The organism is Hoeflea sp. EC-HK425 (genome assembly GCF_902498795.1).
GTDB lineage: Bacteria > Pseudomonadota > Alphaproteobacteria > Rhizobiales > Rhizobiaceae > Hoeflea > Hoeflea alexandrii.
Window position 1 is genome coordinate 16,581 of record NZ_LR701571.1, and the last position, 15,290, is coordinate 31,870.

General features: G+C 59.1%; 14 protein-coding genes. 6 read left to right on the top strand and 8 right to left on the bottom strand.

Features of this window, described 5'->3' with window-relative positions; translation table 11 throughout:
* Window positions 1–28 precede the first annotated feature (28 nt).
* The 8 genes from SPHINGO391_RS02455 to SPHINGO391_RS02490 form a co-directional block, all read right to left on the bottom strand.
* On the bottom strand, window positions 29–2,425 hold the full coding sequence (locus SPHINGO391_RS02455; RefSeq protein ID WP_152007407.1) for a phosphoketolase family protein: 2,397 nt from the start codon (window positions 2,423–2,425) through the stop codon (window positions 29–31).
* A 45-nt stretch (window positions 2,426–2,470) separates the two neighbouring features.
* Complete coding sequence (gene ppk2 / locus SPHINGO391_RS02460; protein ID WP_152007351.1) at window positions 2,471–3,259, bottom strand: polyphosphate kinase 2; 789 nt, start codon at window positions 3,257–3,259, stop codon at window positions 2,471–2,473.
* A 139-nt stretch (window positions 3,260–3,398) separates the two neighbouring features.
* Complete coding sequence (locus SPHINGO391_RS02465) at window positions 3,399–5,804, bottom strand: heavy metal translocating P-type ATPase (protein ID WP_193217164.1); 2,406 nt, start codon at window positions 5,802–5,804, stop codon at window positions 3,399–3,401.
* A gap of 364 nt (window positions 5,805–6,168) precedes the next feature.
* Window positions 6,169–6,981 carry an enoyl-ACP reductase FabI gene (fabI, locus tag SPHINGO391_RS02470; RefSeq protein WP_152007353.1) on the bottom strand — a complete coding sequence of 271 codons (813 nt, stop codon included), beginning with the start codon at window positions 6,979–6,981 and terminating at the stop codon, window positions 6,169–6,171.
* Window positions 6,978–8,042, bottom strand: coding sequence for a bifunctional enoyl-CoA hydratase/phosphate acetyltransferase (locus SPHINGO391_RS02475; protein ID WP_152007354.1), 1,065 nt, complete (start codon window positions 8,040–8,042; stop codon window positions 6,978–6,980). The genes fabI and SPHINGO391_RS02475 overlap by 4 nt, the downstream gene beginning before the upstream one ends.
* A 3-nt stretch (window positions 8,043–8,045) precedes the next feature.
* Window positions 8,046–9,242 carry an acetate/propionate family kinase gene (locus tag SPHINGO391_RS02480; RefSeq protein ID WP_152007355.1) on the bottom strand — a complete coding sequence of 399 codons (1,197 nt, stop codon included), beginning with the start codon at window positions 9,240–9,242 and terminating at the stop codon, window positions 8,046–8,048.
* A 122-nt stretch (window positions 9,243–9,364) separates the two neighbouring features.
* Window positions 9,365–11,191, bottom strand: a complete 1,827-nt coding sequence (locus SPHINGO391_RS02485) for a DUF3141 domain-containing protein (RefSeq protein ID WP_152007356.1) — start codon at window positions 11,189–11,191, stop codon at window positions 9,365–9,367.
* The gene (locus tag SPHINGO391_RS02490) at window positions 11,188–11,490 is read right to left on the bottom strand and encodes a DUF5676 family membrane protein (protein WP_201772285.1); all 303 of its coding nucleotides are present in this window, start codon (window positions 11,488–11,490) and stop codon (window positions 11,188–11,190) included. The genes SPHINGO391_RS02485 and SPHINGO391_RS02490 overlap by 4 nt, the downstream gene beginning before the upstream one ends.
* Before the next feature lie 441 nt (window positions 11,491–11,931).
* Between SPHINGO391_RS02490 and atpD the strand changes: the two genes are divergently transcribed.
* Genes atpD through SPHINGO391_RS02520 form a run of 6 tightly spaced genes read left to right on the top strand, consistent with a single transcriptional unit; the run spans window position 11,932 to window position 15,289 of the window.
* Window positions 11,932–13,332, top strand: a complete 1,401-nt coding sequence (gene atpD / locus SPHINGO391_RS02495; protein ID WP_152007357.1) for a F0F1 ATP synthase subunit beta — start codon at window positions 11,932–11,934, stop codon at window positions 13,330–13,332.
* Window positions 13,329–13,739: an ATPase gene (locus tag SPHINGO391_RS02500; protein ID WP_052161099.1), complete on the top strand. Its 411-nt coding sequence runs from the start codon at window positions 13,329–13,331 to the stop codon at window positions 13,737–13,739. Before atpD ends, SPHINGO391_RS02500 begins: the two co-directional genes overlap by 4 nt.
* Window positions 13,736–14,023 (top strand): AtpZ/AtpI family protein, encoded by a 288-nt coding sequence (locus SPHINGO391_RS02505; protein ID WP_035521326.1) that lies wholly within the window; start codon window positions 13,736–13,738, stop codon window positions 14,021–14,023. The genes SPHINGO391_RS02500 and SPHINGO391_RS02505 overlap by 4 nt, the downstream gene beginning before the upstream one ends.
* Window positions 14,020–14,319, top strand: coding sequence for an ATP synthase subunit I (locus tag SPHINGO391_RS02510; protein ID WP_152007358.1), 300 nt, complete (start codon window positions 14,020–14,022; stop codon window positions 14,317–14,319). Before SPHINGO391_RS02505 ends, SPHINGO391_RS02510 begins: the two co-directional genes overlap by 4 nt.
* Window positions 14,310–15,005, top strand: a complete 696-nt coding sequence (locus SPHINGO391_RS02515) for a F0F1 ATP synthase subunit A (RefSeq protein ID WP_152007359.1) — start codon at window positions 14,310–14,312, stop codon at window positions 15,003–15,005. The genes SPHINGO391_RS02510 and SPHINGO391_RS02515 overlap by 10 nt, the downstream gene beginning before the upstream one ends.
* On the top strand, window positions 15,002–15,289 hold the full coding sequence (locus tag SPHINGO391_RS02520; RefSeq protein ID WP_035521332.1) for a F0F1 ATP synthase subunit C: 288 nt from the start codon (window positions 15,002–15,004) through the stop codon (window positions 15,287–15,289). The genes SPHINGO391_RS02515 and SPHINGO391_RS02520 overlap by 4 nt, the downstream gene beginning before the upstream one ends.
* The last annotated feature ends 1 nt before the right edge of the window (window position 15,290 follow it).

The window sequence follows — 15,290 nt, forward strand, 5'->3', positions numbered from 1 at the left end:
TGCTCATTTGCCCTGTAAGACGGGGTGCTCATGCATGCTTGGAGCTATCGGAGTTCGCTCCATTTGCACCCCATTTCCAATCGCGAATTTCTGGCATGTCCTCGCCGTGCTGCCGGATGTAGCGCGTGTGATCGATGAGTTTGTCGTCGATCAATTGGGCGAGGTTCTCGGCGCCTGGACCCAATCCCGGCACCCGGTCAATGACGGCCCTGGCCAGATGGAACCGGTCAAGCTCGTTGAGCACAACCATGTCGAATGGTGTCGTGGTCGTCCCCTCTTCCTTGAACCCGTGAACGTGCAGGTTGTGATGGTTGGCTCGGCGATAGGTCAGCGTGTGAATCAGTTTGGGGTACCCATGATAGGCAAAGATGACGGGTTTGTCCCTGGTGAACAGGGCATCGAAATCCTCGTCGCTGATGCCGTGCGGATGCTCGCTCCGTGACTGCAATGTCATCAGGTCGACCACGTTGATGACCCGGATCCTGAGCACTGGGAAATGCTGACGCAAGATTTCGACCGCAGCCAGTGTTTCAATAGTTGGCACGTCGCCTGCGCAGGCCATCACCACGTCCGGCTCGCCACCTTCGTCGGTGCTGGCCCATTCCCAGATGCCCAGTCCGGTGGTGCAGTGCCGGATGGCGGCATCCATATCGAGCCACTGCGGCGACGGTTGCTTGCCGGCAACAATGACGTTCACGTAATTTCGGCTGCGCAGGCAATGATCGGTAACGGAGAGCAGGGTATTGGCGTCGGGCGGCAAATAGACGCGGATGACCTCCGCCTTCTTGCTCATGACGTGATCTATGAAGCCAGGATCCTGATGGCTGAAACCGTTGTGGTCCTGGCGCCACACGTGTGATGAAAGCAGGTAGTTCAGGGAAGCAACCGGCCGCCGCCATGGAATGTGGTTTGCAACGTCGAGCCACTTGGCATGTTGGTTGAACATCGAATCGATGATGTGGATGAAGGCTTCGTAGCAGGAGAAAAAGCCATGTCTGCCCGTGAGCAGATATCCTTCGAGCCATCCTTCGCACTGGTGCTCGCTCAAGACCTCCATCACCCGGCCGTCCGGCGCAACATGGTCGTCGCCGGGAACTATTTCCGCGGTCGAACAACGGTTGGTCACCTCGAATACCGCACCCCAGCGGTTCGACGCCGTTTCGTCCGGACTGAAAACGCGGAAGGTTTCGGGGTTCAGTTTGATCACGTCGCGGATCAGTTCGCCTTGGACGCGCGTAGCTTCCGCACTCACGCTACCGGGTTTCGGAATCTTCACCGCGTAGTCTCGGAAATCCGGAAGGTGCAAGTCGCGCAATAGCAGGCCGCCATTGGCATGCGGATTGGCGCCCATCCGCCGCGGGCCGCACGGGGCCAGTTCAGCGAGTTCGGGCCGTAGCCTGCCGGTCTCGTCGAACAGTTCTCGCGGGCGATAGCTCTCCAGCCACTCTTCCAGAACCTTTACGTGCCCGGGATGGCTCATGTCGCCCATGGGCACCTGGTGCGAGCGATAGGTTCCCTCCGTCGGTTTGCCGTCGACCTCCTTCGGGCCAGTCCAACCTTTCGGTGACCGCAAAATGATCATCGGCCAGAGCGGACGCTTCTTGAATCCGTTGGCGCGGGCATCTTGCTGGATGTGGCGGATGCTTTCGACCACGGTATCGAGCGTCTCAGCCATGAGCTGATGCATCTCCATCGGATCGTCGCCCTCGACGAAGTGAGGCGTGTAGCCGTAGCCGCGAAACAGCGATTCGAGCTCGTCACGGGGAATGCGGGCAAGCACGGTGGGGCCTGCTATCTTGTAGCCGTTCAGATGCAGGATCGGCAGGACCGCGCCGTCGTGCACCGGATTGAGAAATTTGTTGGAATGCCAGCTGGTGGCGAGTGGACCGGTTTCCGCCTCGCCGTCGCCCACGACGCAGGCGACCAGGAGGTCGGGATTGTCGAAGGCGGCACCGTAGGCGTGCGACAGGCAATAGCCGAGTTCACCGCCTTCATTGATGGAGCCCGGGGTCTCCGCCGCCACGTGACTGGGAATGCCGCCGGGAAATGAAAACTGCGTAAACAGCTTTTTCATGCCCGGTTCGTCCTGCGAGATGTCCGGATAGAGCTCGCTATAGCTGCCTTCGAGATAGGTGTTGGCCACGAGACCCGGGCCGCCGTGCCCGGGGCCGGTGACATACATCATGTTCAGGTCATGCTCGTTGATAATGCGGTTCAAATGGACATAGATGAAGTTCAACCCCGGCGTGGTACCCCAGTGGCCGAGCAGTCGTGGCTTCAAGTGCTCAAGACTCAAGGGAATTTTGAGCAACGGGTTATCATACAGATAGATCTGGCCAACCGAGAGATAGTTGGCTGCACGCCAATAGGCGTCCATCTTCTGGATGAGGTCGAGCGAAAGCGGGCTGTTCACAGGCCTATTCATCGAAGTGTCCTGCAGGGGGTGTAAACGCTGCTTCAAGCTTGGAACTCATGGTGCGATCCTGCCGCTTTGGATTTGCTCCTCTGCAAAGTCGAACACGATATCCGGATCCGGTTGGGCCAGGTGTGCATCCTTGTCCGGGCAGTCGACGCGGGCCATGAGGTGGCGGATGACATTGAGCCGGGCCTGCTTCTTGTCATCGGCCCGCACGACGTGCCAGGGCAGGTCTTCGCTATGGGTCCGAGTGAGCATTTCGTTGCGCGCGTCGCTGTAATCGTCCCAGCGCCGCAGCGCGCTCTTGTCAATGGGGCTGATCTTCCATTGCTTGAGCGGATCAATCCGCCGATCTGCCAGTCTTTTCTTCTGTTCGGATTTCGATATGTCGAGATAATATTTGAAAAGCTGCGTTCCGGAGCCAGTGAGCATGCGCTCGAATGGCAAAACGGAGCGCATGAACTCCTCGTGTTCTGCATCCGTGCAGAACCCCATCACCTTTTCGACGCCGGCCCGGTTGTACCAGCTGCGGTTCATGACGACCATTTCTTGGCTGGCAGGCAGGCTGGCGACATAGCGCTTGAAGTACCAGCTGTTGTGGTCGCGGTCGGAGGGTTTGCCGAGAGCAACAACCCGGGTGTCGCGCGGGCTGAGATGCGCGGTAAGGCGCTTGATCACGCCGTCCTTTCCTGAAGCATCACGACCTTCGAGCAGGATCAGGATGCGGAGATCGTTTTTGATCAGGTGTCGCTGCAGTTTCACCAGCTCAACCTGAAGGCTGTGGAGGGTTTGCTTGTAGCCTTCGGGCTCCGGTGCGGCCTTCCTTTTCGTTTTCTTGCTCATTGCAGGCACCCAAACCCTTTCAATTCATGAGGCGCAGGTCGCGCATCTAGACCCCGAAAGACACCGCGGAGGATCGGGCTGTTCCTGACAAGACAGACGATTGCGCCGCAGGAGGCGATGCGACTGGCCGCTGACACGTTCAAAGTTTTACTCGCTTCAAGAGTTGCGCGTTGATCGCCACCAAGACCGTGCTCGCCGACATGAGTATTGCACCCACGGCGGGCGTGAGCAGGATACCCCAAGGCGCAAGCACTCCTGCGGCAAGCGGAATGGCAAAGATGTTGTAGCCTGCTGCCAGCCAGAGGTTCTGTTTCATCTTGCGATATGTGACCCGGCTCAGCGTGATGATGCGGGGGATGTCGCGGGGGTCCGATCGCACCAACACGATATGCCCTGCCTCGACGGCCACGTCGGCTCCGGCGCCAATCGCAATCCCGATGTCTGCGGTGGCAAGGGCGGGTGCGTCATTCACCCCATCTCCAATCATAGCCACCTTCTTGCCTTGGGCCTGCAACTCGCGGACCTTGGACGCTTTGTCATCGGGCAGCACTTCAGCGAAAACTGTATCGATGCCAAGCTCTTTTGCAACCGCATCGGCCACCGCCTGTGCGTCGCCCGTCAACATGGCAACCTCAATGCCCCGTTCATGCAGCGCCGCGATGGCTTCACGGCTTTCCTCGCGTATCGCATCCGCCACGGCATAGACAGCCAGCGCCTTGCCCGCCTGGACGAGATAGATCGCTGCTTGGCCATTGCTGGCTGCGGCTTCGGAGGCAGCCTGAAGCGCTGGTGGAACATCGACGTTTTCCGCCTTGAGCAGCGCCGGCCCTCCCATATGGTACTCGACCCCGTCAATTGTGGCTGCAACGCCCTTGCCGGTGATCGCGCGGAATCCGTCGGCTGATGGGACCGCGATGCCTTTGTCTTCCGCAGTTTTGACGATCCCCCGGGCGATAGGATGCTGGGATTCAGCTTCAATACCAGACGCGATGCGAAGGGCCTCGTCCTCCTGCAGGCCTTCCGCGACGGAACTGGCAACGATCCGGAACTCGCCCAGCGTCAATGTTCCGGTCTTGTCGAAAATTACGGTGTCAAGATTGCGGGCCTCCTCGAGCCCACGGCGGTCCCGGACAAGAAGGCCGTTACGAGCGCCCAGAGTCGTGGAGATGGCCACCACCAGCGGCACCGCCAGCCCGAGGGCATGAGGGCAGGCGATCACCAGAACCGTCACCATTCGCACCACGGCAAAATCCAGCTCAGCGCCAAGCAATTGCCACGCCACAAATGTTAGCACCGCCGCGCCAATCGCTGCGACGGTAAGCATCCGGGCTGCGCGATCCGCCAGGTGCTGAGATCTCGATTTGGAGGTCTGCGCATCGGCCACCAGCCGCATGATGCCGGACAGCTTGGTCTTGTCGCCCGTTCCGGTGACCTCAATGCGCAGGGATCCTTCTCCGTTGATCGTGGCGGCGATCACTTCATCGCCTTCGCCCTTTTTCACGGGTCGCGATTCACCGGTGATCATCGCCTCGTCAATGGCGCTCATGCCCTTGCGCACGACGCCGTCCGCAGGAACGCTTTCACCAGGGCGCACCAGCAACAGGTCGCCATTGCGCAAGGCGCTGATGTCGACCGTTTCCTCACCCGTATCGGTGATCCGCGTTGCCGTGTCTGGCAAAAGCTTCGCCAGTTCCTTCAAAGCACCCTGAGCCTGATTGATGGACCGCATTTCTATCCAGTGGCCGAGCAGCATGATCGCGACTAGCGTTGCCAGCTCCCACCACAGTGGCATCGAGTCGATCAACCCAAGCTGAACCACCCAGGAGAAGATGAAGGCGACCGTGATGGCGAGTGAGATGAGGGTCATCATCCCCGGCAGCCGGTCTCTGAGCTCGCGCCACGCACCTTGTAGGAAAACCAGACCGCCGTAGAGGAAGACGGCCGTTGAGAGCACTGGTGCCATCCAATCCGATCCGGGAAAAGCCGGAGCCTGATAGCCAAGCAAATCCTGGATGGGGGCAGACCAGATGACAACCGGAATGGTGACAGCGAGCGACAGCCAAAACCGGTCCCGGAATTTCTCAGGAGAATGGCCCTGATGTTTGTCATGGCTATCGTGACCCGCATGGTCGGATGAGGGTTCCGGAGTGTCGGTCTGACTGCCAGATGAGGACTTCGACGCATCCGGCACCGTGCCGTCGTGTTGTTCATGTCCTGCATGCGCGTCATGCGTGGCGGCAGGGACGTCTGATTTTGACTTCGGCGCGGCGGATGCGGCGGCCGGCTCGCTCTCGTCTATGTGGCCTTGATGATCCTCGGCAGGTTCATCCTCAGCGGGTCTGTTGGATTGCAATCCAAGCTCGTGCACGGTTGATTTGATATCGGAAACCGCAACCCGGGTTTCGTCATAGCGGACGGTGGCGTTCTTCGCGGCGAAATTCACCGTAACGCTTTCAACGCCGGGTACTTCGCCGATCCGACGCTCCACTTCATCAAGGCTCCATACCGACAACATGTCATCAACTTTGATCACGCTTGTTTTCATCATCTGTTCCTTTGGCGGTCTTCGACCTTGGGCGTTAGGCTATCTCGTCAATGGTGTTTCAGCCTCTACAGCCGACATCTAGAGCTTTGATTTTCAGTAATCGCGGACTGCAGGAGCCAAGGAATTCAACGCTGGCACCTGATGCTTGCCATTCCCTTGGTGACGTGTTGCAGGAATCTAGACGCAGGTCCGCTTCGGATATTACAGATATTGGCTCGCAGTTCCGAATACTGACCTCCCGGTGTCGTCGGATTGCTCCCGAGTGCCGTCTGTCGGTCTGCTCCGAACGCAACATTGTATTCAAGCGCAGCTTTGTGATTAAGATGTCACTTCTGCAGTTAATAGAGTTTCCTTGTTGGGATGCCTAATGAAACACCATGCTGGCAACGTGGAATCCTGCGTCAACATGCATAACTTCGCCTGTCGTGCCCGTCGTGTAGTCGCTGGCCAGTAGCAGGGCTGCGCGGCCAACCTCATCCGGTGTCACTGTTCGCCGCAAGGGAGCTTTTTTGATGGTTTCGTCGATCAGTTCGTCGAAATGTTCGATTCCAGATGATGCCCGCGTCCGTATGGCGCCAGCAGAAATAGCGTTGACCCGGATCGCTTTTGGGCCAAGTTCGTGCGCAAGATAACGCACTGATGATTCAAGGGCTGCTTTGACCGGCCCCATGACGTTGTAGTGGTCCACAACCTTTTCGGCACCTAGAAAGCTGAGCGTTATCAGACTGCCGCCTTTGGTCATAAGCGGCTCGGCCAATTTGGCCATCCGGATGAATGAATGGCACGAGACCAGCATTGATTGGGCGAACCCTGCGCTTGAACTGTCCGTCAATCGACCGTGCAGATCCTCTGCCGGTGCCCAAGCGATCGAGTGCAGGAGGAAATCAAGACGGCCCCATGTTTTCTCTATGGTTGCGAAAACCGCTTCCAATGAACCCTCCTGCGTTACATCACAGGGCATGAAAATCGGCGCGGCGACACACTTTGCCAGAGGTTCGACATAGGCCAGGGCCTTGTTGTTGAAGTAGGTCAGGGCCAGGTCAGCGCCGGCAGCGTGGAAATTCTGTGCGGCGGCCCAGGCGAGGCTGTGTTCATTGGCGATGCCCACGACAAGACCCTTCTTTGCTGAAAGGTCGAGCGCTTCAGCCGGATTGATCGGTCTGACGGAAATGGTCATTGCGCGGCTACCTCGAATTGTGGCTGGGTGCCGACCGAAACTGGTTGCAGGTTTAACACGACGGGAAGGGGACAGCAGGCATCTTCCAGTTGCGGTGCGGTGGCAATGCTGCTTTCAGCGGGACCCGGTCGCGGTTCAACCTGCGGTCTGCTGTGGTACATCAGGGCAGCAATCGCCAGGGCCGCCAGTCTCGCCGGTGCCGGGTCAGCGCGCGAAGTCAGTACCACTGGCGCTGCCAACCCGATCGCAATCCCCGCCGCAACGCCCCCGGCAAAATATTCCAGCGTCTTGGCCAGAATATTGCCCGAGACAAGATCTGGCACCAGCAAGATATCGGCAGAGCCTGCGACGTCAGACAAAACACCTTTCTCGGTTGCAGTGCGCGCCGAGATGGCATTGTCGAGCGCCAGCGGCCCATCCATCTCGGCCCCAGTGATCTGGCCGCGTCGGGACATTAGAATGAGAGAGGCGGCATCCAGCGTCGAGGCGATATCGACCGTCACGGTCTCTACTGCCGACAGCACTGCAACCTTTGGCCTCACCACCCCCAACATACGGAACAGATCGACCGCATTCTGGCAAATCTGCGCCTTGGCGGTGAGTTCGGGCGCAATGTTGATTGCTGCGTCGGTGATACCGAGCAGTCGGTCATGACTGGGCAGCGCCACTACAAAGACATGGCTGACGCGTCGTCCCGGAAGTCGCAGTCCGAGGGTCTTGTCGAGAAGCGCGCGCATGAAGATATCGGTATGCAGGTTGCCCTTCATCACCACGTCTGCTCGGCCCTCATGCACCAGAGCGACCACACGGGCCGCCGCCTCAGCATCGTCGGCCACAGCGATAATCGCGTCCTCCGCAACCGTCCAGCCCAGATCTGCGGCGATTGTGCGGATGGCATTCGGGTCGCCGACCAAGAGCGGCGTAACCAGACCGGCACGTTCGGCATCGCGCAGCGTTTCCAGCACCACTGTCTGAGCGGCATCGGCAACCGCAACGCGGACCGGGCCTGCCTTGCACGCCGCCGTGGCCAGGGCTTCAAACGGTTCGAAGTTATCTTTCATTGCTCATGCCTCCCGCGCCATCGGTTGGCTGGCCATGAATTGGTGGGCATGGCCAGCGATTATTGCTTCCTCATCAATCTGACGAATCTCGACCGTAACACCCACTGACCCGGTCGAAATCACCAGATCGCCGCGAAGATTTGCGGATTTGTTCAGCTCAATGCCGAGATAGCCGAGGCGGTCGCAAATCCCGGCCCGAACCTGCGGCGCATTGGCACCTATGCCGCCGGTAAACACCAAACGGTCGACCCCACCCAAGGTCGCAGTCAGGCCCGCCAGATGCCGCCGGGCATGGTAGCAGAAATACGCCACAGCCTCTGCTGCAGCGTCATCAGGGCGTTGCAGCAATTCCTGCATGTTGCGGCTGATGCCGGATAGGCCAAGAAGACCGCTTTCGGCGTAGAGCATCTGAGAAACCGCCTCAGGCGTCATCTCCTTGTCGATCAGGAGGTGTAACAGCAGTCCGGGGTCTACATCGCCCGACCTCGTACCCATCGGCAACCCAGCGATCGTCGAGAACCCCATCGTCGTCTCGAGGCTCTTTCCATCGCGGATCGCACACATCGACGCACCGTTGCCAAGATGCGCCACGACGATCCGTTCGGCATCTACAGCTACACCAGCGTCGCGCAGCGCTTTGACGATGTATTCGTAGGACAACCCGTGGAAACCAAAGCGTCGAAGCCCTTCATCTTGAAGCGCACGCGGCAAGCCCGACAGGCGGGCAATGGGCGGCAAATCACGATGGAAAGACGTGTCAAAGCAGGCGATCTGAGTGAGATCGGGTCGCGCGATCCGCACCGCATCGATCCCGGCAATATTGGCGGGAAGATGCAGGGGGGCAAGCGCCGTCAGCTGTTGCAATCGCGCCCGTAGTGTGGGCGTCACTTGTTCGGGGCAGTCGCAGTCAGGTCCGCCATGCGCAATCCGGTGACCGACGGCAACCAGTTTGACTCCGCTTGCCTCATGTTCAATGGCGAGGAGCAGCCGTTTCAGAGCGGTATCATGGTCGGCGATGGTTCCGGTCTCTTCCCGAAAAACCGCGCCTCGGGCATCCGAAAGTCGAAACCGGGCGCCCGGCAGTCCGATGCGCTCAATCGCGCCCGACCAGAGCCGGCGAGGCCGTTCGACATTGGTAAAGATCGCGAACTTCAGACTGGATGAGCCGGCGTTGAGAGTCAGGACGGCGCTATCTGACATCCGGGCAAACTTTCTGATTGATCACGGGCGTCCCGAAAGCCAGAACGGTTGGGTATTTGCGCAGACGCGAGAACAGCGACATGGCCGGCAAGCGACTGCCGATGAAGACGCTCAACACAACCTCACTTCCCGACAGCATGGCGTTTTTCTTTGCCAGGTTTGGAGTTATTCGGGCTGGCCTTTGATTTGACTGCACCAGACACAGTCGGCGGCGTTTGGGCAGGTTTGGAGCCGCCACCATAGAGCAGCCGGAAGACTTGTTCGTAGGTTGCGTCACGGCGTTCGCGTGCGCCTTTAATCATCTGCCCCACATTGGACATCACCTTGCGTTCCGCGACGATCCCTGGATGATCGGCGGGCAATGGCTGGCGGGTGTCGCGCAGGGAATCCGCCATCATCCGCACACCGCGCATCCATGGATTATACGCCTCGGAAAACATGTACCGGCTTGTCCGCATTGGATGCAGTGATTTCAGCAAGTCGGCACTGGCCGGCGTGATCATCGCCAGCACCCAGGGGCTGACGAAGGCGCTGTAGAAGCTGTCAAGCGTCGTCGAGACTTCGGCTACCTTTTCGAACGCTTCGTGCGGATAAGCCGCCTTCAGACCAGACACTTCGCGCGGCTCATAGGTCACGATCAGATCGGACTTGTGGCAGTCGGGATCGCCTGTGGGGTTTTCGATCTTCATTTCGTAAAGGCCCGGCGCCAGCGCCTCGATCTCGTCCAGACTTTCCAGGATGGCCCGATGCTCCAGCTTTGCCACGCTGGCCGAGACGAATATGCCCAGATGCCCGACATGGGGGTTGGTCAGATAGACGATTCGCTGTCCCGCCGCGATCAGGTCGGCGGTATCGACATAAACTTCGGCAACCCATCCCAGCGCTTGCGCCGGTGGAGTAATATTGTCGCCGTAAGACGCAAAGACGATGATAGGGCTGGTGATCTGCCGCAAATCCACGGTGCAGCCGTCGCAGATTTCCATCGTACCCCGCTCCAGCTTGTTGCCGATGAACAGGTTTTTGACAATCGACATCATTTCCGGGCTGCTCAGCGTGTAATAGCCACCCCACCAGCGTTCGAAATCCAGAAAGCGTTCGGCTTCGGTGTCGATATTGGCCAAAAGATTGGCGTGTTTTTCCCAGATCGCTTTTTCCGGCTTCAGGCTTTCGAAATTCTGCGCCAGCCAGGCGCCATCGAACCTTCCATCGCCCAGATCGCCCATCAGGTGCGTCAGCCAGGCACCGCCCAGCAGGCCACCGGATATGCGCATCGGGTTCACGCCATCTTCGCCCGCCCAATAGGACAGCGGCGCGCCGTTCAGAACCACCGGTCCCGCCAAGCCTTCGCAATCGGCGGCCAGCAGTGTTACCGCCCAGCCCGCCTGACAGTTGCCGTAGAGTACAGGCGGCTTTCCAGGGTGAAGCTTGGCGACTTCCTCAACGAAGCGGCGCGACGCGTGCAACACGTCCGCCAGCGTCTGGCCGGGCATCGGTTCGGGAAAGAACACTACGAAATAGACCGGGTGGCCTTCGTGCATCGCCATGCCTACTTCGCTGTCGCGTTTGAAGCCGCCAATGCCGGGACCATGCCCGGCGCGCGGATCGATGATGATTACCGGTGGTTTTTCGGGGTCGAGACAGTCGACAAGACAGTCGTCATCGATCTCGGTGATCTTCAGCAGGGCATAGTTCGCCGGAGTGTCAAACCGGCGCGCATCCAGCACAGTCTCATACTTGAAATCCAGCAACGGTGGCATTCCGGCCCGTTCATGGTCGCGCATGTTGTCGGCGCGCTGCCGCAGAGTGTCAAAGAACAGGATCGAACGCTCCCAGAGATCCTGGTGGTAGGAAACTGACGATCCTACGGGCGCTGTCGGTGAGACGACCGGTGGTTTGTCCATGGTCGACGCCTTCGGTCTCGCAGCGTGCATGTGGTGAACATCATTCATTTGGCAGCCCTTTGGGAAAAGTAGTTGAACAGCGGCACGAATACGATCGCGATAAACCAGCCGTAGGCGAAGGCCTCGGCCAGCCCGATGACAAAGCCCGACAGGCTGATCCAAACAAAGCCAGGAAGAAGTGGGACCCAGGCCTGATACATCGTCATCGAAGGAAAGATCAGGCCGAAGCCGACGCACAAGACGAAGGATATCGCGAGGAATATCCCCGTGCTCATCCCAACTGCATAGATCGATAGTCGCCCGGCGGTGACGCCCATTGAGCCGGTAAGTTCGTGTTCCTGCGGCATGATTTGATCCCCGCGTTCTTTAGCTGTCTCGCACGTATTTTCTATCTCTGTAGACGCGCTGTGCCGGGAAGCATTACAATCCCGGGGCAATAAATCTCGCCCAAGATTGCAAGTTATCAAGCCCACCAGAGAAATGGTTCACTGCCTTTGAGTAGGTAGGAATGCTCAGGGGCTCACATAGCGCGGAGAGATTCGTCTTTGGATTTTAGCGCCATAGCCAGAAAGCATGTGCATTCTGACACCAATGCGTGCGGCACAAGCAGCCGATTTGCCAACGATGGCTGTAATCTTTGCCCGCGGCAAGCGTCTTATCCAAACAAGGAGATGTGCGCTCTGCCCTCACTATCGAAACGTCTTGCCCGGAGCGTCTCACCCGGATGGCAATAAACGCCAAATCTTGGTTTCCCGATCAGAAGTTTTGAGCAAGAGAATGGATAGGTCATGAACACGGTGGAGGTCCCGAAGCCAGATAAAGTCGCCGGTAGCGAAGGCAAGATTGTCACCATTCGCGGCGGAGTGGTCGATGCATTCTTCCCGGATCCGGTGCCGCAGATCCACGAATTGCTTTTTGCAGGCCAAGTCGCGCTCGAAGTCGCGGCGCTGGTGGGCGATGGGGTCGTACGGTCCATCGCGCTGGCTCCGGTCCGTGGCCTCGGGTTGGGAATGCCAGTCCGTGCCACCGGCACCCCGATCGAAGTGCCGGTTGGTGACACGATGCTGGGTCGGATGTTGAACGTCTTTGGCGCGCCAATCGACGGAATGCCGGCACCCGTAGCAGTCGACCGCAGGTCGATCCATCAAGCCCCGCCCGTGCTTGAAGACCGCGTGTTGCGCGCCGAGATGCTGGAAACTGGGATCAAGGCCATTGATCTATTGTCACCCATCGAGCGCGGCGGAAAGACCGGGCTGTTTGGTGGCGCGGGCGTCGGAAAGACCGTGCTGATCACCGAACTGATCAACAACACGGTGCAGCATCACAAGGGTGTCAGTCTGTTTTGCGGCATCGGCGAGCGATCCCGCGAGGCCGAAGAACTGTACCGCGAAATGGGCGATGCCGGCGTGCGCGACAAGACGGTGATGTTGTTTGGCCAGATGAACGAAGCGCCCGGCGTGCGCTTTTTGGTGGGCAACACTGCACTGACAATGGCCGAGTATTTTCGCGATGACCTGGGGCAGGACGTGCTGCTGTTGATCGACAATATCTTTCGCTTCGTTCAGGCGGGCGCGGAAGTTTCGGGTTTGTTGGGGCGGATGCCGTCGAGTGTTGGCTACCAGCCAACCCTGGCTACCGAGCTGGCCGCTTTGCAGGAGCGTATCGCCTCGACCCGTCGGGGTGCCATCACCTCGATCCAGGCGGTCTATGTTCCTGCCGACGATTTCACTGACCCTGCGGCGGCGCATATCTTCTCGCATCTTTCCGCAACGGTCGTGTTATCGCGCAAACGGGCAAGCGAAGGGCTTTACCCCGCGGTTGATCCGCTGACCTCAGCCTCGGTCATGTTGACCCCTGCGGTGGTTGGGCAGCGCCACTACGACATTGCGCGCGCCGTGCGCCGGACGCTGGCCGAATACGAAGAGCTGCGCGACATCATCGCGATGCTCGGGATGGAGGAGCTTTCGACGGCTGACCGCGCCACCGTCGCACGCGCCAGAAGGTTGGAGCGTTTTCTGACACAGCCGTTCTTCACGACGGCGTCGTTCTCTGGCAAGGACGGCAAGCTGGTGTCAGTCACGGACACGCTGGATGGTTGCGAAACGATATTGAATCAGACCGAGTTCAACCTCCCCGAAAGCGCCTATTACATGATTGGCGGACTTCAGGATCTGGAGGCCGTATCATGAGCATGGCCGCGGATATGCAGGTTACCTTGCGATTGCCGACGCGGACCTTGTTCGACGGGCGTGCAATAGAACTGGCCGCGGTGGCACAAGACGGGGCCTTCGGGATGTTGCCGAACCACACGGATTTCGTGACGGCGCTGGTGCCCTCTGTGCTGACGTTGACGGTACCGGGCGGAGAGGAACTGTTTTTTGGGATCGATGAGGGGCTATTGGTCAAGAAAGGGCATTCGGTTGATGTCGCGATTCGGCGCGGTGTTCAGGGTGAAAGCCTCGAGACGCTACGCGAAACCGTTGAAAACACGTTCGTCCAGATCGATGAGGATGAGCGTGTGGCGCGCACTGCACTGTCGCGGCTTGAGGCCAATATCGTACGCCGTTTTGCCGATCTACGGAGGCCGCAACCATGATTGAAAAACCCGACAAGACAGCAGAAGACATCGCGCGGCGGGCTAAGAGGATGAAAAACACGCGCGATCATCCGGCGCCCAGCCCGCTGCGTGGGCTCGGTGCGTTCGGCATGATCGGCTGGTCGGTCGCCGTTCCGACGGTCGGAGGCGCGTTTCTGGGCATTTGGCTGGACCGTGTGGCACCACAGGATTTCTCGTGGACCATCGCACTGATCCTTTGCGGAGTCGTTGTGGGCGGTCTGATCGCATGGACATGGATCGAAAAGGAGGGAGACGGCGAATGACGGGTATGGACTGGGGAGCGTTGACGACCGGGCTGGCCATCGGGGCGGCGATGGGTGCGTTCTACTTTGTCGGGCTGGCCTTTGGCATGCGGGTAGCCCTTGCTTCGGCAGGGCCAACGACGACCCTGATGCTCAGCGCGGCGATGCGGATCGCACTTTTGTTAGCCGCTGGCTGGGCGGTCGGACAGACCGGTACATGGACCCTTGTCGGCTATGCGCTGGCATTCCTCATTGTGCGCCTTGTCGTCGTGACCTTGGCCCGCCGCCTGCCTATGGAGCCTAAGGGATGGAATTGACACCCGATAGCACGATTGTCTTTGAAGCATGGGGAATTCCCGTCAATGCCACGATCGTCAACACCTGGATTATCATGGCGGTGCTAACCGGCATATCCATGTTGATCACCCGCAAGCTGCGCCCGGATGTGCCGCCGAACCGATGGCGCACCATCCTGGAAGTCATCGTGCAGGGTATCCAGAGCCAGATCGAGGAAATTTCCAGACGGCCGTCGCGCAACCTGCTTTACTTCGTAGGCACGCTTTTCCTGTTCATCGCCACATCGAACCTGATGCTCGTGATGCCAGGCTTTGATCCGCCGACCGCTTCGCTTTCGACAACGGCAGCACTTGCGTTCTCAGTCCTGATTGCGGTTCCGCTTTTTGGTATGACAAGCCGGGGCGTCGGCGGGTATCTGAAGACCTACATGCAACCTTCGGTCATCATGCTGCCCTTCAACATCATCAGCGAGTTTTCCCGTGGCATATCGCTCGCCATCCGGCTTTATGGAAATATCATGAGCGGTGCAGTCATCGCGGCAATCCTGCTCAGCGTGGCGCCGTTTTTCTTCCCCGTGGTGATGGACGTGCTGGGCCTGCTGACCGGGCTGATCCAGGCCTACATCTTTGCCATCCTCGCGACGGTCTACATTTCTTCGGCGACGGCGGACCCGAGCACATCCAAGACAGAAAAGAAAACCCAATGACCGATCTTGCCATTATTGCCGCCATTTCGATTTTCACTGCCGGACTTACTGTTGCATTCGGCGCGATCGGCCCCGCGCTGGGTGAGGGCCGTGCGGCGGCTCAGGCGCTGAGCGCAATTGCGCAGCAGCCAGACGCCGGGCCAACGCTTTCGCGGACGTTGTTTGTCAGTCTCGCGATGATCGAATCGACCGCTATCTATTGCTTTGTGGTGGCCATGATCCTGATCTTCGCCAACCCGTTCTGGAACGCGGCGCTCGAACTTGCAAAGACCGCAGGTCAATAGG